The 19,126-nt window shown below is 72.6% G+C and carries 20 protein-coding genes; 11 read left to right on the top strand and 9 right to left on the bottom strand.

Translation table 11 applies throughout. The annotated features are described in order from the left end of the window. The first annotated feature begins 107 nt into the window (after positions 1–107). From ABFJ78_RS40615 to ABFJ78_RS40590, 6 genes are all read left to right on the top strand, one after another. Positions 108–2,288 (top strand): SulP family inorganic anion transporter, encoded by a 2,181-nt coding sequence (locus tag ABFJ78_RS40615; protein ID WP_436392804.1) that lies wholly within the window; start codon positions 108–110, stop codon positions 2,286–2,288. Between the two features lie 184 nt (positions 2,289–2,472). Continuing rightward, positions 2,473–3,198, top strand: a complete 726-nt coding sequence (bioD, locus tag ABFJ78_RS40610; RefSeq protein ID WP_436392803.1) for a dethiobiotin synthase — start codon at positions 2,473–2,475, stop codon at positions 3,196–3,198. A 72-nt stretch (positions 3,199–3,270) separates the two neighbouring features. After that, a complete protein-coding gene (bioB, locus tag ABFJ78_RS40605) occupies positions 3,271–4,284 on the top strand; it encodes a biotin synthase BioB (protein ID WP_436392802.1) in 1,014 nt (337 codons plus the stop codon). Beyond that, positions 4,271–4,474 (top strand): hypothetical protein, encoded by a 204-nt coding sequence (locus tag ABFJ78_RS40600; RefSeq protein WP_436392801.1) that lies wholly within the window; start codon positions 4,271–4,273, stop codon positions 4,472–4,474. The genes bioB and ABFJ78_RS40600 overlap by 14 nt, the downstream gene beginning before the upstream one ends. Positions 4,475–4,921: 447 nt before the next feature. Next, positions 4,922–5,518 (top strand): DUF2567 domain-containing protein, encoded by a 597-nt coding sequence (locus ABFJ78_RS40595; protein ID WP_436392800.1) that lies wholly within the window; start codon positions 4,922–4,924, stop codon positions 5,516–5,518. A gap of 48 nt (positions 5,519–5,566) precedes the next feature. Next, positions 5,567–6,592: a M48 family metallopeptidase gene (locus ABFJ78_RS40590; RefSeq protein WP_436392799.1), complete on the top strand. Its 1,026-nt coding sequence runs from the start codon at positions 5,567–5,569 to the stop codon at positions 6,590–6,592. A 1-nt stretch (position 6,593) separates the two neighbouring features. On the opposite strand, the gene ABFJ78_RS40585 is transcribed toward ABFJ78_RS40590, so the two are convergent. Continuing rightward, the gene (locus ABFJ78_RS40585; protein ID WP_436392798.1) at positions 6,594–7,310 is read right to left on the bottom strand and encodes an LON peptidase substrate-binding domain-containing protein; all 717 of its coding nucleotides are present in this window, start codon (positions 7,308–7,310) and stop codon (positions 6,594–6,596) included. A gap of 40 nt (positions 7,311–7,350) precedes the next feature. Then, a complete protein-coding gene (locus tag ABFJ78_RS40580; protein WP_372668903.1) occupies positions 7,351–7,983 on the bottom strand; it encodes an NUDIX hydrolase in 633 nt (210 codons plus the stop codon). Positions 7,984–8,095: 112 nt separating this feature from the next. On the opposite strand from ABFJ78_RS40580, the gene nadA reads away from it, so the two are divergent. From nadA to ABFJ78_RS40560, 4 genes are all read left to right on the top strand, one after another. Next, positions 8,096–9,106, top strand: coding sequence for a quinolinate synthase NadA (gene nadA, locus ABFJ78_RS40575; protein ID WP_436392797.1), 1,011 nt, complete (start codon positions 8,096–8,098; stop codon positions 9,104–9,106). Then, positions 9,103–10,746 (top strand): L-aspartate oxidase, encoded by a 1,644-nt coding sequence (locus tag ABFJ78_RS40570; RefSeq protein ID WP_436392796.1) that lies wholly within the window; start codon positions 9,103–9,105, stop codon positions 10,744–10,746. The genes nadA and ABFJ78_RS40570 overlap by 4 nt, the downstream gene beginning before the upstream one ends. Continuing rightward, positions 10,743–11,636 (top strand): carboxylating nicotinate-nucleotide diphosphorylase, encoded by an 894-nt coding sequence (nadC, locus tag ABFJ78_RS40565; protein ID WP_436392795.1) that lies wholly within the window; start codon positions 10,743–10,745, stop codon positions 11,634–11,636. The genes ABFJ78_RS40570 and nadC overlap by 4 nt, the downstream gene beginning before the upstream one ends. 73 nt (positions 11,637–11,709) lie before the next feature. Then, positions 11,710–12,870 carry a S8 family serine peptidase gene (locus ABFJ78_RS40560; protein WP_436392794.1) on the top strand — a complete coding sequence of 387 codons (1,161 nt, stop codon included), beginning with the start codon at positions 11,710–11,712 and terminating at the stop codon, positions 12,868–12,870. A 216-nt stretch (positions 12,871–13,086) separates the two neighbouring features. Here the strand turns inward: ABFJ78_RS40560 and ABFJ78_RS40555 are convergent, their stop codons facing one another. The 6 genes from ABFJ78_RS40555 to ABFJ78_RS40530 all read right to left on the bottom strand — a co-directional run bounded on the left by ABFJ78_RS40555 (position 13,087) and on the right by ABFJ78_RS40530 (position 17,283). Then, on the bottom strand, positions 13,087–13,464 hold the full coding sequence (locus ABFJ78_RS40555) for a hypothetical protein (RefSeq protein WP_436392793.1): 378 nt from the start codon (positions 13,462–13,464) through the stop codon (positions 13,087–13,089). Next, positions 13,461–14,801, bottom strand: coding sequence for an alpha/beta hydrolase (locus tag ABFJ78_RS40550; RefSeq protein ID WP_436392792.1), 1,341 nt, complete (start codon positions 14,799–14,801; stop codon positions 13,461–13,463). The genes ABFJ78_RS40555 and ABFJ78_RS40550 overlap by 4 nt, the downstream gene beginning before the upstream one ends. A gap of 25 nt (positions 14,802–14,826) precedes the next feature. After that, positions 14,827–16,134, bottom strand: coding sequence for a WXG100 family type VII secretion target (locus tag ABFJ78_RS40545; protein ID WP_436392791.1), 1,308 nt, complete (start codon positions 16,132–16,134; stop codon positions 14,827–14,829). Next, complete coding sequence (locus ABFJ78_RS40540; RefSeq protein WP_436392790.1) at positions 16,131–16,517, bottom strand: hypothetical protein; 387 nt, start codon at positions 16,515–16,517, stop codon at positions 16,131–16,133. Before ABFJ78_RS40540 ends, ABFJ78_RS40545 begins: the two co-directional genes overlap by 4 nt. 100 nt (positions 16,518–16,617) lie before the next feature. Beyond that, on the bottom strand, positions 16,618–16,920 hold the full coding sequence (locus ABFJ78_RS40535; protein WP_372668884.1) for a hypothetical protein: 303 nt from the start codon (positions 16,918–16,920) through the stop codon (positions 16,618–16,620). 18 nt (positions 16,921–16,938) lie between these two features. Beyond that, positions 16,939–17,283 carry a WXG100 family type VII secretion target gene (locus tag ABFJ78_RS40530; RefSeq protein WP_086856673.1) on the bottom strand — a complete coding sequence of 115 codons (345 nt, stop codon included), beginning with the start codon at positions 17,281–17,283 and terminating at the stop codon, positions 16,939–16,941. A 255-nt stretch (positions 17,284–17,538) separates the two neighbouring features. Here ABFJ78_RS40530 and ABFJ78_RS40525 point away from each other — a divergent pair, with 255 nt between their 5' ends. Beyond that, on the top strand, positions 17,539–18,969 hold the full coding sequence (locus tag ABFJ78_RS40525; protein ID WP_436392789.1) for an AMP-binding protein: 1,431 nt from the start codon (positions 17,539–17,541) through the stop codon (positions 18,967–18,969). On the opposite strand, the gene ABFJ78_RS40520 is transcribed toward ABFJ78_RS40525, so the two are convergent. Then, positions 18,966–19,124: a hypothetical protein gene (locus ABFJ78_RS40520; protein WP_436392788.1), complete on the bottom strand. Its 159-nt coding sequence runs from the start codon at positions 19,122–19,124 to the stop codon at positions 18,966–18,968. The genes ABFJ78_RS40525 and ABFJ78_RS40520 overlap by 4 nt on opposite strands. Positions 19,125–19,126: the final 2 nt, after the last annotated feature.

Below are 19,126 nucleotides of genomic sequence, written 5' to 3'. Positions count from 1 at the left end.
ACGGCGCGTTAACGGCCTGTCCGTTTTGTGACATTCAGGCTAAATGTGGCCAGTTGTTCACCCGATCGAGTGGTGCATAGCGGACATTTCACACGATTTCCGGTTGCATGGTGATCATGAGACCCCTCGCCGTGCTCCGCCACGACCTGCCGGCCTCACTGGTCGTCTTCCTCGTCGCTGTCCCCCTGTCCCTCGGCATCGCCCTCGCTTCGGGCGCGCCGGTCGCCGCCGGGCTCGTCGCCGCCGTCGTCGGCGGCATCGTCGCCGGCGCGCTCGGCGGCTCCGCGCTCCAGGTGAGCGGGCCCGCCGCCGGCCTGACCGTCGTCATGGCCGAAACCATCCAGACGTTCGGCTGGGTCGTCACCTGCGCGATCACCGTCGCCGCCGGGGCGCTCCAGATCCTGCTGGGGCTGAGCCGCATCGCCCGCGCCGCGCTGGCCATCTCGCCGGCCATCGTGCACGGCATGCTGGCCGGCATCGGCGTCACGATCGTGCTCGGCCAGCTGCACGTCATCCTCGGCGGCAAGGCCCAGAGCTCCGCCATCGAGAACATCGCCGAGCTGCCCGGCCAGATCGTCGCCCACCACGACTCGGCCACGCTGATCGGCCTGCTCACCATCGCGATCCTGCTCGTCTGGCCGCGGTTGCCGAAGGCCGTGCAGCGCGTGCCGGGCCCACTGGCGGCGATCGCCGCCGCCACTGTCCTGTCCGTGGTCACCGGGATGACGTTGCCGCGCGTCGAACTGCCCGGAGACCTGCTGAACGTCCACCTCGTCCCCCAACTGCCCGACGGCGGCTGGGGCGGGTTCGCGCTCGCCGTCGTCACCATCGCGCTGATCGCCAGCGTCGAAAGCCTGCTTTCGGCCGTGGCGGTCGACCGCCTGCACACGGGCCCGCGCGCCCACCTCGACCGCGAGCTGGTCGGCCAGGGCGCGGCCAACATGGTCTCCGGCGCGCTGGGCGGGCTGCCGGTCACCGGCGTGATCGTCCGCAGCTCCACCAACGTGGCGGCCGGCGCGAAGAGCCGGGCGTCGGCGGTGCTGCACGGCGTCTGGGTGCTGCTGTTCGTCGTCCTGCTGGCCGGGCTGATCCAGAGCATCCCGCTGGCCGCGCTGGCCGGGCTGCTCGTGCACGTCGGCGCGAAGCTGGTCAACCCCGGGCACATGAGGACCGTCCTCGCCCACGGCGACCTGCCCGTCTACCTGCTCACCCTTGGCGGCGTCGTGGTGTTCGACCTGCTCACCGGCGTGCTCGCCGGGATCGGGCTGGCGCTGGTGCTGATGCTGCGCCGGACGTTGTGGTCGGGCATTCACGTCGAGCATGAAGGTGACGCGTGGCGTGTAGTCGTCGAAGGCGTCCTGACGTTCCTGTCGGTGCCGCGGCTGTCGAAGATCCTCGGCGGTATCCCGGCCGGGGTGCCGGTGCGGCTGGAGCTGGTGGTCGACTACCTCGACCACGCGGCGTTCGAGAGCCTGCACACGTGGCAGCAGGCGCACGAGCGCGCGGGCGGCACGGTCGACGTCGACGAGGTCGGCCACCCGTGGTTCGGCGAAGGCAAGGCGGGCCGTCCGACGCGGTCGCGGCTGGCCGCGAGCCGGGCGGTGCCGCGCTGGCTGGCGCCGTGGTCGGCGTGGCAGGCGGTGGAAGGGATCCCGGCCCAGCAGACCCGCCGCGGCGCGACGGAGTTCCACCGCCGCGCGGCCCCGCTGCTGCGCGACACGCTGTCCGGCCTCGCGGACGGCCAGCGCCCCCGCACGCTGTTCATCACGTGCGGCGACTCCCGGATCGTGCCGAACCTGATCACGACGAGCGGCCCGGGCGACCTGTTCACGATCCGCAACATCGGCAACCTGGTACCGCCGGGCCAGGCGGACCCGTCGATGAACGCGTCGATCGAGTACGCGGTCGGGGTGCTGGGCGTCGAGGAGATCGTGGTGTGCGGCCATTCGGGCTGCGGCGCGATGGCGGCGCTGGCCGAGGGACCCCCGCCGGGGCCGTTGTCGGTGTGGTTGCGGCACGCGGAGCCGAGCGCGCACCGGACCGGTTCGGCCACTTTGGACGGTGGGGTTCCGGACCGTGAAGGGGATCGGCTGGCGTTGCACAACGTGCTGCAGCAATTGGAGCACTTGCGGGAGTACCCGTCGGTGGCTGCTGCCGAGGCGGCGGGGAAGGTGCAGTTGACCGGGATGTACTTCGCGGTCGGGACGGCGCAGGTGTATCTGTTCGACTCGGCGGAGCGGACGTTCCGGCCCGCCGGCTCCGCGGCGGCGGTGGCGCCGGGCGGCTGATTCCGGCCGGCGAGGTCGCGGATGACTCATCGGGGACCTCCGAGGTCTCGACCGGGTCATTCGCGACCCACGCCGGCCGTGCGGGCCCGAAAGGCGTGCTGACCTGGGCACCTCCCGGCGCCACCACGCCGGATCCGGTGCCCGCGGTGCACGCCCCGCGCCCGGGTCACTAAGTTGATGGTCCGTGACCATGCTGGTGATGACGGGGACCGGGACCGGGGTCGGCAAGACGATCACCGCGGCGGCCATCGCCGCCCTGGCGGTGGCCGGCGGGCAGCGCGTTGCCGTCCTGAAACCCGCGCAGACCGGTGTCGGGCCCGATGAGGCCGGCGATCTCGCCGATGTGCGGCGCCTCGCGGGCCGCGAGGTCACCACCCGGGAGCTGCGGCGCTACCCCGATCCGCTCTCGCCCGAAGCCGCCGCGCGGCGCAGTGGCCTTCCCTCCCTCGATCCCGGGGAGATCGCGCGGGCCGCTTCCGACCTCGACAGCGGGCACGACCTCACCCTCGTCGAAGGCGCCGGTGGCCTGCTCGTGCGCTTCGACAAGGCCGGCTCGAGCCTGGCCGATGTCGCCTGGTCGCTCGGGTCGCTCGTGATCATCGTCGCCGAGGCGGGGCTCGGGACGCTCAACGCCACCGCGCTCACCGCCGAGGTCGCCACCAAACGGGGCCTGACCGTCGCCGGGGTCATCATCGGCTCGTGGCCCGCCGAACCGGACCTCGCCGCGCTGTCCAACCTCGAAGACCTGCCCGTCGCCGCCGGTGCGCCGCTGCTCGGGGCGCTGCCCGCCGGGCTCGGGGACGCGTCGCCCGAGGAGTTCCTGTCCGCCGCTCGGGCCGGGCTCTCGCCGTGGTTCGGCGGCGAGTTCGACCCCGAGCTTTTCGCCGGGTGCGCTTCCGCCGGGAAGTGACCTGCGTCGCTGTCGTCCCGGCGTGCCTTCGTGCACGATGAGGGACGCTTCCACCACGACCAAGGAGCCGCCGTGACCGCAGTCCCGGACACCGATGTTCTCGCCTACGCGCGCGAGCACGTCCTCGAAAACGGCGTCGGCCTGGGCGAAGCCGAAGTCCTCGAGGTGCTGCGGCTGCCCGACGACCGGCTGCCCGACCTGCTCGCGCTCGCGCACGACGTCCGGATGCGGTGGTGCGGACCCGAGGTCGAGGTCGAGGGCATCATCAGCCTCAAGACCGGCGGCTGCCCCGAGGACTGCCACTTCTGCTCGCAGTCCGGCCGCTTCCCGACGCCGGTGCGCTCGGCGTGGCTCGACATCCCCAACCTGGTCAAGGCCGCCCGGCAGACCGCCGAGACCGGCGCGACGGAGTTCTGCATCGTCGCCGCCGTCCGCGGCCCGGACCAGCGGCTGCTCTCCCAGGTCCGCGAGGGCGTCAAGGCGATCCGCGCGGACGGCAACGACATCCAGATCGCCTGCTCCCTCGGCATGCTCACGCAGGAGCAGGTCGACGAGCTCGTCGAGATGGGCGTGCACCGCTACAACCACAACCTCGAGACGGCGCGTTCGCACTTCCCGTCGGTCGTCACGACGCACACCTGGGAAGAGCGCTGGGACACGCTGCGGATGGTCGCCGAGGCGGGCATGGAGGTCTGCTGCGGCGGCATCATCGGCATGGGGGAGACGGTCGAGCAGCGCGCGGAGTTCGCGGTGCAGCTGGCCGAGCTGAGCCCGCACGAGGTGCCGATGAACTTCCTCATCCCGCAGCCGGGAACGCCCTACGAGAACTACGAAATCGTCGAGGGCAAGGACGCGCTGCGGACGGTCGCGGCGTTCCGGCTCGCGATGCCGCGCACGATGCTGCGCTTCGCGGGCGGCCGCGAGCTGACGCTCGGCGACCTCGGCGCGGAGCAGGGCATGCTCGGCGGCATCAACGCGATCATCGTCGGCAACTACCTGACGAACCTGGGCCGCCCGGCTTCGGCGGACCTGGAGATGCTGGACGAGCTCAAGATGCCCATCAAGGCGCTCAGTGACAGCCTCTGACGCTGCCTTTTGCGTCCACTGTGGACAGGAGTCGCCGGGCGGGGCGGACCACCCGGCGTGCCACAACCCCCGCACGGCGCTCGAGCCGCCGCGGTACTGCACGTACTGCGCGCGGCGGCTCGTGGTCCAGGTGAGCCCGCTCGGCTGGACGGCCCGCTGCAGCCGGCACGGCGAGACGGCGAGCGGCTGACGGCTGGCTGCTGCGGCGATGACGTGAATGACTCATTCATGTCGTCTGACGAGGTGAACGACCCGTTCATGACGTGCGGGCGACCGGATCGGCCGCGCTGACCTGACTTTGCCGAGACCCTGTCGCCAGGTGACATGAATGACTCATTCCTGTCGCGTGATGACGTGAATGACTCATTCATGTCGTCTGACGAGGTGAACGACCCGTTCATGACGTGCGGGCGACCGGATCGGCCGCGCTGACCTGACTTTGCCGAGACCCTGTCGCCAGGTGACATGAATGACTCATTCCTGTCGCGTGATGACGTGAATGACTCATTCATGTCGTTCGGGCGCGGGAGGCTCGGGAGAGCGTGGGAGCCGGTCAGCGCGGCGACACGACCGGCGGCTCAGCGCGCCCGAGCACCGACCGGTTACCCTCAGTCGCACGCAGGAGGAGGGAGTCCGGGTGAGTGAGTCGTCGGGGCCCGCGCACCGGCCGTCGGCCGTGGCCGGTCCGTGGTCGGTGCCCGTCCTGGTCCGGGAACGGCGGCCGCGCGTCGTCGTCAAGGCCGACCTGCTGCCCGCCGTGAGCGTGCTCGGCACCCTCAGCCTGCTGAGCTTCCCGCTCGCCTTCGCCTGGTCCCGCCTCGCGCCGCCCGAGCGCGTCCGCATCGTCTCCGCCGACGGCGCCCAGGGCCCCCTCGAGCTCGAAAGCTGGCACCGCTTCGACGACCTCGCCGTCTTCGGGCTGATGACGCTCGGGCTGGGGATCGTCGTCGGCATCGTGGTCTGGCTGCTGCGCGAACGACGTGGGCCGGTCGTCTTCCTCGCCGCCGTGCTCGGGGTCGCCCTCGCGAGCGCGCTGGCCGTGCTGCTCGGCGTCGGCTGGGCGAACAGCCACTACACCATCACCAGCGCCCCCGCGCTCGGCTCGGTGATCGAACTCGCGCCGCGGCTGGAGTCGTGGTGGGTGCTGCTCACCGGCCCGCTCGGGGTGACCGTCTCCTACGGCCTGCTCGCCACCTGGAACGGCCGCGACGACCTGGGCCGCCGCCTGGGCTGACGATCTTGTCCTAAGCTGTGCCCCCTCGACCACAGGGGGATCACCGCAGTGACCGAAGACATCGAAGTTTCGCGCCACCACGCCGTCCGCTTCCCGGGCATCAGCCCGCGCGCCTACGAGCACCCCGTGGACCGCGGCGCGCTCGCCACCCTGCGCGCCGTGCCGGGGTTCGCGCAGGTCGTCAAAGCCATCTCGGGCTTCTACAACGAGCGCGGCGAACGGCTGATGGCGCTCGCCTCGTCGATCCGCGTGGGGCCGAAGCAGTACCCGGAGCTCGACCGCCTGCGCCACGAGTGCGCCGAGACGCTCGACCTGCCGGTGCCGAACGTGTTCGTCTACCAGGACCCGCGGATCAGCGCCGAGACCGTCGGCATGGACGAGCCGTTCATCCGGGTCAGCACCGGCCTCGTCGAGCTGATGAGCCACGAGTCGCTGCGGTTCGTGCTCGGGCACGAGATGGGGCACGTGCTGTCCGGGCACGCGGTCTACCGCACGATGATGGTGCGCCTGATCGCGCTGCAGCTGGCGATGTCGTGGACGCCGGTGAGCGCGCTCGGCATCCGGGCGATCGTCGCGGCGCTGCGCGAGTGGTTCCGCAAGGCCGAGCTGTCCTGCGACCGCGCCGGGCTGCTCTGCGGCCAGGACCCGACGGCGGCGCTGCGCGCCCAGATCCAGGTCGCGGGCGGCATCGACCCGGCCCGCATCGACATCCCCTCGTTCCTGCGGCAGGCCGCCGAATACGAGTCGGTCGAGGACATCCGCGACAGCTTCCTCAAGCTCAAGTTCGTCGAGACGGAGTCGCACCCGTTCGCGGTGGTCCGCGCGGCCCAGCTCCAGAAGTGGGCGGCGTCGGCGGAGTACCGCGCGATCCTGGCCGGCGACTACCCGCGCCGCGACGACGACGCGCCGACGTCCGACTGGAAGGACGACCTCAAGTCGGCCGCCAAGTCGTACAAGGAGTCGTGGAACTCCTCGGCCGACCCGCTGACGAAGGTGTTCAGCGACGTCGGCGAGGCGGTTTCCAGCACCGCGGGCAAGGTGTGGAGCAAGTTCGGCAACGGCTCCGCGGGCTGAGTCAGTTCAGGCTGGCCGGGCGGCTGAGGTCGGTGAGCTCGCCCGGCGGCAGCGGCACCGCGCCGAGGGTGTCCAGGAACCCCGCCTCCCGCGTCAGCAGGCGGCACGCGATCCGCAGCCGGCGCAGGGGGTGGCGTTCCTCCAGCAGCCGCTGCCGGTCGTCCAGGGGCAGCAGGCAGTCCGCCGCCAGCTGGTAGGCCAGGTCGGCCAGGTCCGTGGTCGCTTCCGGGGTTTGCCAGTCGTCGCTGCGCCACGCCGTCTCGCAGTAACGGCGATGCGCCGCCCGGGCGACCACCGCCAGGCGTTCGGCCATGTCGCCGGCCGGGGACACCGGGTCGTCGTCGACCCACTCCACCGATGCGATCAGGTACGGCGCCGACACGCAGTCGAGGTCCGTCAGGCGGAAGCGGCGCTGGGCCTGCGTCACGACGTCGAACCGGCCGTCCGGCAGGCGCTTCGCCTCGCGCAGCACCGTGCTGCAGCCGATCTCGTACAGCTGGTCCAGACCACGTACCTCGCGGGTCAGTGACGACCGCAGGGCCACCACGCCGAACTCGCGCCCGGGCACCGTGCCGCTGACGAGGTCCGCCGTCAGCTGGCGGTACCGCGGCTCGAAGATGTGCAGCGGCAGCTTGGCCCCCGGGAGCAGAACGGTCTGCAACGGGAACAACGGCAGCAAGGTCGTCGTCGCGTCGCTTTCCGATTCCGGCTCGGTCACGCGTCCACGGTAAGGGGAGAACGCCTCCGGCGCAGGATGGTCACCGGTTCGGCGGCTTGAACACCGCGAACGGATCGGTGATCTGCATGCCCTTGCCTGCGAAGGAGAACAGGGCCGCCGGACGCCCGCCCGCGCGGCCCGGCGGGGCCGTGTGACCAGTGGGAACCAGCAGCCCGCGCCGGGAGAGCACGCGCTGCAGGTTGGTCGCCGAGACGCGGTAGCCCAGCGCCGCCGAATACAGCCCGCGCAACGCCGAAATCGTGAACTGGTCGGGCGCCAGCGCGAACCCGAGGTTCGTGTAGGAGAGCTTCGAGCGCAGCCGGTCGCGGGCGCGCAGCACGATCGCCTCGTGGTCGAACGCCGTGCGCGGCAGCTTCGCGACGTCGTGCCACTCGGTGTCCTCCGGCACCTCCGGGTCGACGTCGGACGGGACCAGCGCCAGGAACGCCGTCGCCACCACGCGCGGGCCGGGCACCCGGTGCGGGTCGCTGAACACCGCGAGCTGCTCGACGTGCTTGAGCTGCCGGACGTCGACCTTCTCCTTGAGCTGGCGCCGGACCGACGTCTCGACGTCCTCGTCGGGCCGCAGCCGCCCGCCCGGCAGCGACCAGCGGCCGAGGTGCGGGTCGAGCGCGCGGCGCCACAGCAGCACCCGCAGTGTGTCCGAGCGCACTTGAAGGACCGCTCCCAAAACCTCGTGGGCGAGGGGGGCCTGGGTGTTAAGATGACTTCGCACGGTTTTCGATTGTAAGGCGAAAACCGGAGACGGGTCCAGGAGGGCCAGCATGACTTCGACGCTCGAACAAGACCTCACCCCCTACGGCGGCGTGGAGGCGAACGCGGCCTGGGCCGAGGAGGTGCGGCGCCTGGCGAAACAGCGCGACGCGGTACTGCTCGCGCACAACTACCAGGTCCCGGAGATCCAGGACATCGCCGACCACACCGGCGACTCCCTCGCGCTCAGCCGCATCGCGGCGAACAGCGACGCGTCCACCATCGTCTTCTGCGGCGTGCACTTCATGGCGGAGACCGCGAAGATCCTCGCCCCGGAGAAGACCGTCCTGATCCCGGACGCGCGGGCCGGCTGCTCGCTCGCCGACTCCATTTCCGGCGCCGAGCTGCGCGCCTGGAAGGCCGAGCACCCGGGCGCGGTGGTCGTCTCCTACGTCAACACCACGGCCGAGGTGAAGGCCGAAACCGACATCTGCTGCACGTCCTCGAACGCGGTCGACGTCGTCGCCTCCATCCCGGCCGACCAGGAAGTTCTCTTCCTGCCGGACCAGTTCCTCGGCGCGCACGTCAAGCGCGTGACCGGCCGGGAGAACATGCACATCTGGGCGGGGGAGTGCCACGTCCACGCCGGCATCAACGGTGCCGAGCTGGCCGAGCGCGCGGCCGAGAACCCGGACGCCGACCTGTTCATCCACCCCGAGTGCGGCTGCGCGACGTCGGCGCTCTACCTGGCCGGCGAGGGCGCGGTGGCGCCGGAGCGGGTCAAGATCCTCTCGACCGGCGACATGGTCCACGAGGCCCGCGACACCCGCGCGAAGTCGGTGCTGGTGGCCACCGAGATCGGCATGATCCACCAGCTCCGCAAGGCCGCGCCGGGCATCGACTTCCGCGCGGTGAACGACCGCGCGTCCTGCCGGTACATGAAGATGATCACCCCCGCCGCGCTGCTGCGGTGCCTGCGCGACGGCCTCGACGAGGTCCACGTCGACCTCGAGACGGCTGCCCGCGCCAAGGCCTCGGTGCAGCGGATGATCGAGATCGGGCAGCCCGGCGGCGGCGAATGACCCCGCCGGTTAATGACCCTCAGGCGAAAACTCCGGTTTGGGAGGCTCGCGCGGACCTGGTCGTGGTCGGCAGCGGCGTCGCGGGCCTGACCGCGGCGCTGCGCGCCCAGGCGCTCGGCCTGCACGTCCTGGTGATCACCAAGGCGGCGGTCGAAGACGGCAACACGCGCTGGGCCCAGGGCGGCGTCGCCGTCGTGCTGGAGGACGAGCACGACCTCGACGACTCGGTCGCGAAGCACGCGGAGGACACGTTCACCGCGGGCGCCGGGCTGGTCGACGAGGTGGCCGCCCGGTCGATCCTCGACGGCGGCCCGGCGGCCGTCGCCCGGCTGCGGGCGGACGGCGCGAAGTTCGACGCCGCGGAAGGCGGCCTGCTCGCGCGGGCCCGCGAGGGCGGGCACAGCGCGTTCCGCGTCATCCACGCCGGCGGCGACGCGACCGGCGCCGAGGTCGAACGCGCGCTGGTCGCCCAAGCCGGGCAGGCGCGGGTGCCGGTGCTGGAGCACCACATCGCCGTCGACGCCCTGCGCACCCCGGGCGGCCGGGTCGCCGGCGTCACCGTCCTCGACCGGAACGGCGTACCCGGTGTCGTCCGCGCTTCGGCCGTGCTGCTGGCCAGCGGCGGGATCGGGCAGCTCTACCAGGCGACGTCGAACCCGGAGATGGCCACCGGCGACGGGATCGCGCTCGCGCTGCGGGCCGGGGCGGCCGTGGCGGACATCGAGTTCGTCCAGTTCCACCCGACCGTCCTGTACACCCCGGGCGCGCGGGGACGCTGCCCGTTGGTCACCGAGGCCGTGCGCGGCGAGGGCGCGACACTGGTCGACGCCACCGGCGCGCCGGTCATGGCGGGCGTGCACCCGCTCGGCGACCTGGCGCCCCGCGACGTCGTGTCGGCGGCGATCACCCGCCGGATGGCGCTCGCGCCGGGCGGCGTCGACGACCACGTCTTCCTCGACGCGACCGGCGTCCCGGGGTTCGCGGCGCGGTTCCCGACGGTGTCCGCGGCGTGCGCGGCACTGGGTCTCGACCCGGCGTCGGACCCGATCCCGGTGGTGCCGGCGGCGCACTTCTCGTGCGGCGGCGTGGTGACCACTGTGGACGGACGCTCGTCGGTGCCGGGCCTGTACGCCGCGGGCGAGGTCGCGCGGACCGGCCTGCACGGCGCGAACCGGCTGGCGTCCAACAGCTTGCTCGAAGGCCTGGTCGTCGGGCAGCGCGTCGCGGAGGCCGTCGCGGCGGACCTCGCGGCCGGGCTGCTGGCCGATCCGGCGCGCGGCCGGCTGCCGTCGTGGACCACCGCGCCGGCCGCGTCGCGTGATTCGCTGCAGCGCGTGATGAGCCGGTACGCGGCGATCGGCCGCGACGCCGACGGGCTCGCCGCCGCGGGTTCGGTGCTCGATTTGTCGACTCAGGACAGTCCGTTGTGGACGCACGCGGCGGTCGAGGACGCGGCGCTGACCGTGGTGGCGCAGGCGTTGCTCGCCGCGGCCGTCCGGCGGACCGAGTCGCGTGGCTGCCACGTGCGGACCGACTTCCGGTCGCTCGACGAGAACTGGCGACGCAGCCAGCTCATCCGGCTCAGCCCGTCCGGCCAGCCCGTGCTGGCCGACCCGATCCCCCTGGAGGGCGTGGCATGACGTTCCCGATCTCCGACCCGGTCCGCAAGCTGATCGCCGCTTCCGGCCTCGACGTCGAGGACGTGACGCGGGTGGTTTCGACGGCACTCGGCGAGGACCTGCGCTATGGGCCCGACGCGACGACGGAGTCCACGGTGCCCGCCTCCGCGGTCGCGGTGGCCGAGCTGACCCCGCGCGTCGACGGTGTCATCGCCGGGCTGCCGGTGGCGCTCGCGGTGTTCGACATGGTGCTGGGTGACGGCTACGAGGTCCTGGCCGGGCGCGAGGACGGCGAGCGGCTGGTCGCCGGGGAGCCCGCGCTGGTGCTGCGCGGCCCGGTCCGCGGGCTGCTGACCGCCGAGCGCACGGCGCTGAACCTGCTGTGCCACCTTTCCGGCGTCGCGACCGCGACCGCCGCCTGGGTGTCCGAAGTGGACGGTACCGGCTGCGCGATCCGCGACTCCCGCAAGACGTTGCCGGGGCTGCGGCTGCTGCAGAAGTACGCCGTCCGGTGCGGCGGCGGGGTCAACCACCGGCTCGGGCTGGGCGACGCGGTGCTGATCAAGGACAACCACGTCGTCGCCGCGGGTTCGGTGACCGCGGCGCTGGACGCCGCTCGCGCGCACGCGCCGGAGCTGGCGTGCGAGGTGGAGGTAGACACGCTTGCCCAGCTGGAGGAGGCGTTGGCCGCCGGGGCGGACGAGGTGCTGCTGGACAACTTCACGCCGGACGAGTGCCGTCAGGCGGTGGCGCGCCGCGACGAGGTTTCGCCGAAGACGCGGCTGGAATCCTCTGGTGGGCTCACCCTCGACCGTGGTAAAGCCTACGCCGAGTCCGGTGTGGACTATCTGTCGGTCGGCGGGTTGACCCACTCTTCACCGGCGTTGGATCTGGGCATGGACCTTCGCTGACGGGCCTTTCCCGGGTAGACTGGCGGTGGCGGAAGTCCTTTTCCGCCACCGTCTTTCGTTGCGGGGGGATCGGGTGCGGATACCGGCGGTGCTGGCGGTCGCGGGCCTGGTGACGCTCGGCTCGCCCGGGTCCGCCGTCGCGGCGCCCGAAGCGCAGTGCGCGAACCCGTCCGGCACCTACACCGGCGACGTCCCGTGGGGGCAGCGGCTGGTCGACCCCGCGCGGCTCTGGCCGTTGACGCGGGGCGAGGGCCAGCTGGTGGCCGTGATCGGCACCGGCGTCGACGGGCAGAACACGCAGTTCGCGCCCGGCCAGCTCGAAGGCGGCAACGGCACCGAGCGCACGGACTGCGACGGCCGCGGGACGATCGCGGCCGGGATCGTCGGCGCGCAACCGGACTCGTCGACGACGTTCGCCGGCGTCGCACCCGGCGCGCATCTCTTGCCGATCCGGTACACGGACGGCTCTTCGCGGGACGGCGGCGACCCGGGCGCGCTGGCCGGCGCGATCGACACGGCTCTGGACCGGCACGCGGGCGTCATCCTGGTGGCGGTGCCCGCGGCGTTCGACAGCCCGGCGCTGTCCGGCGTGGTGGCGCGGGCGCGGTCGGAAGGCGCGGTGGTGGTTTCGGCGGCGGCCGCGTCCCAGCAGGGCGCGCGGTCGTACCCGACGGCGACGTCCGGCGTGCTGTCGGTCGGCTCGGTGAACCCCGCGGGCGAGCCGGTGCAGTCGGAAGCGGGCGACTACATCGGCGTCGCCGCGCCGGGAGCGGAACTGGTCAGCACCTCGGCCGGAGCGGGCGGCGCGGTGGCGCACCGCTGGCCGGTGACCGACCCGGGCCTGGCGGCGGCGTACGTCGCCGGCGTCGCGGCGCTGGTCCGGGCGTACCACCCGAACCTGACCGGCGACCAGGTCGTGACGCGGCTGGAGCTGACGGCCCACCGCCCGGCTTCGGGCGGCCACGACCCGCGGCTGGGCTGGGGAGTGCTGGACGCGTATGCGGCGGTGTCGTCGACGTTGCCGGCGGACATCGCGGGCCCGGGATCGGCGGTGCCGGCGGCGGCGGAGCCCGCGGTGGTCCCGGCGGCGGCGCCGGTGGAGCACCGCGCGGACGTCCCGGCGGGGACGATCGCGTTGGGCGGAGTGGCGTTGGCGGCGGCTGCCGGGGTGGCCGTGGCGGCGGTGCGGCGGGGGCGGAAGCGGAACTGGCGGGCGACTCGGTTCACGCCGTAGTTCGGGTGGGGCGCCGGACCGGGTTGGCGGGAGGGCGGGCGACTGCGGTCGGGCGGCGAGACGGCGGCTTTCCTTGGGGAGTAAGCGAGTCCGGCGGTCGCGGTTCGGCAGGTCGGCTGGCGGGCGGCTGCGGTCGGGCTGGGCCGGGGGGGCGACTCAGCCCGCGGCGGCAGCCGGGACCGGGCGGCTGCGGTCGGGCTGGGTCGGGGGGGCGACTCAGCCCGCGGCGGCAGCCGGGACCGGGCGGGTCGAGCCGATGATCGCCACCGCGTGGCTCGCCCGAGCCACGTGCACCGTGAAGTCCGCCCCCTCGCGGCTGAACCGCGCGATCAGCTCCCGCGGTGTGCTCCGGTCGTGCGCCTGCCACCCGCGCTGCTCCAGCGTCGGCAAGACCACCTCCGCCAAGCGCCGCTCGGGTTCGCCCGCCTTCTCCACCCGGACTCCGTACTGCCAGCACAGCAGGTTGCCCGGCCGGGTCGGGTCGCAGTCCAGCTCGCCGTTCACCGTTTGGTCCGCCGGCGCGCCGAACACCTCCGCCACGCTGTCGATCACGTCCGTCAGCTCGCCCGCCAAGCGGTCCAGCTCGGAAGTCATCGCAGCACACCTCCGTCGTTCAGGAACTCCACGCCGTGCTCGAGGATGCCATCCGGCTGGAACGTCCCGTCCGGGGACACCGGCCCGGCCGTCAGCACCCGGTAGATGTTCGTCCACGACTCCGAACCCGGCTTCAGCACGTCACTGTGCGACGACAAGCCCCACAACTGCGAACCGTCAGCGGACCGCCCGGTCTCCAGCTCCGTCACCCCCGGGAACGTGTCCGGGTCCGCGCCGTGGCCGATGCCGGTCCACTCCAGGCCCCACGCGTTGCCCTGGGCGATCTCGATCGGGTCGAGCGGCGCCGTCATCGAATACCGCTGGACGCCCGCCTGGCTCGCCGGCAGGTCCGCCGGCGACCACACGCCGTGGCCCATGCCCGCCGACTCGACGTGCAGCACGCGGTCGACGTCCAAGCCCTGCGTCTCGGCCAGCCCGACCGTCGCGCCGCCGTAGCTGTGGCCGATCGCCGTCAGCGTGACGTCGGAGCCCGCGTGGCTCGCGATCTCGCCGCGCAGGTCGTCGGTGAAGTGCTTGAGGTCCGGCGCCATCGTCTGCGCGTAGCTCGCGTCCGGCCCCTGGACCACCGGGTTCTGCGGGAACACCCCGTCCGCCCAGACGACCATCGCCGTGCGGCCGGTCGGGTCGGCGGCCACCAGGCTGCGCCCGAGACCGGCGTAGGCGTCGAAGTTGGACATCTGCGTGTTGACGCCGGGGACGAACAGCCCGACGTTCCGCGTCCCCGGCTCGATGTGCCCGACCAGCTCGGCGATCCGGCCGTTGCCCGACGGGTCGAACTTCAGGATCTGCCGGTTGTTCGCGAGGATGTCTTCGTACAGCGAGATCCGCGCCTGCGACCGCTTGATCTCGTCGGCGTCGGTGAGCGACGCCAGCCGGGAACGTTCGGCCGTCAGCGCGTCGGCGACCTTCGTGCGGTTGGCGGCGATCGCCTGCGCCCACGCGCCGGTGTCTGCCGAACCGCCGATGCCCGCCGGGTTCCCCGCCTTCGGGAGGGGGTCTTCGGGCAGGAGCGCCCGGTACATCGCGGCGACCTGCGCGTCGGTGCGGCGGTAGCCGGCCGCGGCCGCGGTCAGTCCATTTTGGAGGGTCCGCAGCCGGGAGACGCCCGCCTCGAGCTTCGAGCCCAGCTCCGTCATGGTCTTCTCGAACGTCTTGGCCGCGGCCGCGGACTCACTGACCTGGCCGAACGCGGTGGCGGGCACCTTCTCGCCCGCCACCGCCCGTTGCGCCGTTGCCAAAGAATCGGCGCGAGAACCGAACTCGCCGGCCACGGTGTCGAGGCGGGCCGGGGCGACGCGATAGCCGGCAGCCGTCACGGCCCGCCTCCGTTCTTGAAGTGGTTCAGTACGCTTCGGGCTCTTCGCCGATGACCGGCGGCGCGACCGGGGCCGACTGGCCCCAGACGTTCTCCGTCTCCACCAGCCACGCCGGGATCCGGCGCCCGGAGCCCATGTCGCCGCCCCCGCCCATGCCCATCGGCATCATGGGCATCATCGGCATCGCGCCCTTGGCCGCAGCCGCGCCCGCGGCTCCGGCCGCGCCGCCCGCGAGCCCGGACAGGGCGTTGCCCGCGCCGCCGTCGCCGGCCAGGCCGGAGTGCGCCGCCGGGCCGTCGCCCCCGCCGCCGATGCCGGCGCCGCCGGGGATGCCGCCGGCCCCGCCCAGCGAAGGCGCGTCACCGCCGCCGATCGGGATGCCGCCGCCGGCGCCGCCTTCGACGCCAGCCCCGCCGCCACCGAGCTTCGTGCCGGGCGCTTCTTCCTTCTTGTCCTTCGGGTCCTTGCCGGTGGCCCACGACGGCACCTTCGGCATGATCGAGCCGAACCGGCCGAACGCGGCGGCCGAGGCCGCGGCGAGCCCGGCGGTGAACATGTCGCCGAACAGCGGGTTCGACGTCGGCACGGACGTCCCGGGCTGGGTCGTACCCGTCGAGGGCAGCGGGTGCCCGTCGGCCGGGGTGACGACGACGCCGGGATCGGTGCCGCCGTTGCCCACCAGACCGGGCGAACCGGCGCCGCCCGCGCCACCGCCGGCCGGCGGGGCGGTGGGCGTCTGCACGGCGTTCGGTGACGCCGGGATCGACTCCTCGGCCACCGTGTACTCGCCGGCCAGCTCGGTCATCACGGCGATCGCCCTGCCGTGCGCGTTGCCGGCGGCGTTGGCCGCGGACTGCTGCGCTTCGACGTTCGCGATGGCCTGCTGGCGCTGCTGCGCCGCGGCCTGGACGACCGCGGGCGAGGCGTCCGGCGGCAGCAGCGGCGGGTTGACCGCGAGCGCGACGTCGGCGGGGGAGACGTCCGGCACCGCGACCGGCGGCGGCATCTCCTTCTTGGCCTTCACCAGCGCGTCGGCGGCGTCGTCGAGCATCACGTTCATCGCTTCGGCGGTCTGCGCCACCTTGGAGATGCCGTTCGCGAGGTCGACGATCATCCGCTGGTACTGGTCGGCCGCGCCGCCGGTCCACTGGTCCTTGAACTCGGTCAGCTCGCCGTTGAGGCTGTGGGCCTGCTCGTGCAGGTGCAGCGCGGCGGACTTCCACTTGTCGGCGGCGTGCCGCGCGCTGTTCGGGTCGCCGGCCTGGAGCATCGCGTAGAGCTGCTGGTGGCTGTACGCGGCGAAGTTCGTGTGCGCGGTGTTGTTCTTCGTCATCCCTTGCGGCTCCCGTCCGAGTCACCGAGGCCCAGCAGGCCCAGCACGGGGTCGAGCAGGTTCGTGACCGCGCCCGAGTGGTGGAGGTCCCCGGCCACCGCCTGGTCGGCGCCGGCGTAGCCGTCGGCGACCGTGGTGGTGACGTCCTGGGCGAACCCGATCGCGCTGCGGACCTGGTCGAGCAGGCCCTGCATCTCCGACACGGCCGCGCGGTGGGCGTCGGCGAGCGACCCGGCCTCGCCGAACTCGCCGAACAGCAGCGGCTCCTGGCCGAGCGTGAGCAGGAAGTCGTTCGGTTTCGACATCGCGTGGATCTGGGTTTCCAGCTCCCGCACGAAGTCCTTCAGCGATTCCAGGTGGACGTAGTACGACTGGTCTGGCATCGGTCCCGGCTCTCTGGCGCGACGGCTGACATGGGGAAAGCCGGTCGGCCGGTGCGAGCGGGGGGTTTCCCGCACCGGCCGACCGACGTCTGGGCGCGGGTCAGCCCGCGAACAGTCCCTGGTTGCGGTTCTCCAGCGTCTGCTGGAGGTCGTGGGCCTCGCCGACCTTGCCGCCGAACTGGGCGATGATGGCGACGATGTCCGCGGTGGCCTGGCGCAGCCGGGTCTCCGACTGGCGGGCCGCGTCACCGGCGGAGCTGCCGGAGGCGTACCAGGTCGCGGTGATCGGCTGCAGGTTCTGGTGCAGCTGCTCCAGCTGCGACGTGAGCGCCTTGGCCTTGGCGGCCAGGGATGCCGAGCTGTGCTGCAGCGCGGCGAAGTTGATTTCGACGACGTCGGCCATGGTGGGCGTCCTCTCGGGTCAGGGGTTGAGGCGGGGGATCACGCCCGAGCCCTCGAGGGAGTTGCCGACCCCCTGGAAGCTCTGGTGGACGTCGGCGTCGCCGCGGCCGTAGTTCTGGTGGCTGGTGTGGACGAGCTGCGACATGGTGTCGAGCTCCTTCACCGCCACGGTCATCTTCTCCTGGAGCCGGCGCTGGAGGTCCCAGAACGCCACGGCCTGGTCACCCTTGTAGTTGCGCAGGGCCTCGGTCAGCTCGGACTCCAAGCTGGCCATCGTGGACTTGGCGTTCGTCGCGGTTTCCTCGAAACCCTGGACGGCGCGCGTCATGGCAGCGGAATCTGCCTGGAATCCCGGACTGGACATCGACGGGCCACCTCCTTCCTGAAGCGAATTCCCCTGGCGCGGTGGTCCGCGCGGTGTGAAAGTCACGCTAGAAAAGAGGCCTGTGTGGTCAAACGGCACAACTGCCGGTCGTAGTGACGGCACTATTACCCACAGGGGGTGCCCGAGCTTCCCGTCTGCCATCGCAGACGCGAGAAAGCGCTGGTCAGCGCGATTCTGCCGAAATTCTGAGATCCGCCCGGTAGACCGGGACGCCCCGGGCGAAAGGCGGTCGAGATGGTCCACCCGCAGGCACTGCTGGACGAGCTGGGGCGCGCCCCGGACGTTCCCGCGTTCGAACACGGCTCGCGCGTCACGTCGCGCGGCGAGCTGCGGGAACTGGTCGGCCGGTTCACCGCGGGCCTGCGGGCGGCCGGGCTGGGGCAGGGTGACGGCGTCGGCATCGCCACCGCCGTGACCCCGGAGGGGTTCGCCGCGATCGTCGCCGCGCACGTGCTGGGCTGCCGGGTCGTCGGGGTGCGGCCCGGCCTGCCCGTGCCGCAGCTGCGCCACGTCCTCGGCGACGTCGGCGCGCTGGTCGTCGACGCCGCGTCCGAGTCGCCGGAGCTGCTGGGCACCGTGGCCGGCGTGCCGATCCTGCGCGTCGGGCCCGAACTGCTCGCCGGCTACGAAGAACCCGTGCCGCAGGGGCGGCCGGACGACATCGCGACGGTCGTGTTCACCAGCGGCAGCACCGGCGTGCCGAAGGGCGTCGCCTACGACTACCGCGCGCTGACCGAAGGCCGGGTGTGGCGGCCTCCGGTCCCCGGCTCGAACCACGAACGGTTCGGCGCCGGGTTCGGCCGGTACCTGCTGTTCGGCACGCTCACCAGCGCGGTGATGCTCGAACAGCTGGGGGTGTGCCTGCTCGCCGGCGGGACCGCGGTGGTCCCGGAGGAGCTGCCGGACTTCCCGTGGGTGCTGCCGCGGCTGCGGATCACCGCGGCGCTGATGACCGTCCCGCGCCTGCACCAGGTGCTCGAGGTGCTGCGCGAGGAAGACGTCGACCTGAGTTCGCTGCGCGTGCTGATCGTGGCGGGGTCGCCGGTGCCGCCGCACCAGCTCGCCGAGGCGGCCGAGCGGATCGGCCCCGCGATGCACCACGCGTACGGCCAGACCGAGACCGGGATGCTGACGATCTGCCCGGCCGGCGAAGGGCTCGGCTCGGTGGGCAAGGCCTGCGACACGGTGGAGATCGAGAGCCGTGACGGCGAGATCTGGGTGCGCACACCGTCGGCGTTCGCGGGCTACTGGCGCGATCCCGAGACGACGGCGGAGGTGCGGCGCGACGGCTGGGTGCGCACCCAGGACCTCGGGTTCCTGGACGAGGCCGGGTACCTGCACCTGTCCGGGCGCGCCCGCGACGTCGTGATCGTCAACGCGGTCATCCACTACACCGGCCCGATCGAGCGGGCGATCGCCGCGCACCCGGACGTCGACCAGGCGTACGTCGTGGCGGTGCCGGACCCGGTGACGGGCGAAGCGGCGCACGCGTTCGTGGTGCCGGTCCCGGGCCGCGAGCCGGACCTCGGCGCGGTGCGCAAGGCGGTGGCGGCGGAGCTCGGGGAGGCGGCGGTGCCCGCGCGGTTCAGCTTCGTGGGCGCGGTTCCCGTTGCCCCGTCGGGGAAGCCGGACAAAGCCGCGTTGCGACGGTCTGTTGTGGACTAGGGCGGGTCCGGGGCGAGCCGGGTGAGCTCGGTGATCGTCAGGTCTTCGTCCGCGATACCGCGGAACGAGATACCGAGCGATTCCCGGCTCACGTCGGGCCTGAGCCGCGCCATCAGGTCGTTCGGATCGTTGAGCTTCTTCTGCCGGCCGAACACCT

Source organism: Amycolatopsis sp. MEPSY49 (assembly GCF_051337345.1).
In the GTDB taxonomy this organism is placed as follows: domain Bacteria; phylum Actinomycetota; class Actinomycetes; order Mycobacteriales; family Pseudonocardiaceae; genus Amycolatopsis.
The sequence above is the reverse complement of the archived record's forward strand: the minus strand, read 5'-3'. Positions and strand labels throughout refer to the sequence as shown.

What these genes read in the sequence shown, in the direction of transcription:
- ABFJ78_RS40615 (WP_436392804.1), top strand. Translation starts at nt 108, where the DNA reads ATGGTGATCATGAGACCCCTCGCCGTGCTCCGCCACGACCTGCCGGCC.
- nadA (WP_436392797.1), top strand. Translation starts at nt 8,096, where the DNA reads ATGACTTCGACGCTCGAACAAGACCTCACCCCCTACGGCGGCGTGGAG.
- ABFJ78_RS40570 (WP_436392796.1), top strand. Translation starts at nt 9,103, where the DNA reads ATGACCCCGCCGGTTAATGACCCTCAGGCGAAAACTCCGGTTTGGGAG.
- nadC (WP_436392795.1), top strand. Translation starts at nt 10,743, where the DNA reads ATGACGTTCCCGATCTCCGACCCGGTCCGCAAGCTGATCGCCGCTTCC.
- ABFJ78_RS40555 (WP_436392793.1), bottom strand. Translation starts at nt 13,464, where the DNA reads ATGACTTCCGAGCTGGACCGCTTGGCGGGCGAGCTGACGGACGTGATC.
- ABFJ78_RS40545 (WP_436392791.1), bottom strand. Translation starts at nt 16,134, where the DNA reads ATGACGAAGAACAACACCGCGCACACGAACTTCGCCGCGTACAGCCAC.
- ABFJ78_RS40540 (WP_436392790.1), bottom strand. Translation starts at nt 16,517, where the DNA reads ATGCCAGACCAGTCGTACTACGTCCACCTGGAATCGCTGAAGGACTTC.
- ABFJ78_RS40535 (WP_372668884.1), bottom strand. Translation starts at nt 16,920, where the DNA reads ATGGCCGACGTCGTCGAAATCAACTTCGCCGCGCTGCAGCACAGCTCG.
- ABFJ78_RS40530 (WP_086856673.1), bottom strand. Translation starts at nt 17,283, where the DNA reads ATGTCCAGTCCGGGATTCCAGGCAGATTCCGCTGCCATGACGCGCGCC.
- ABFJ78_RS40525 (WP_436392789.1), top strand. Translation starts at nt 17,539, where the DNA reads ATGGTCCACCCGCAGGCACTGCTGGACGAGCTGGGGCGCGCCCCGGAC.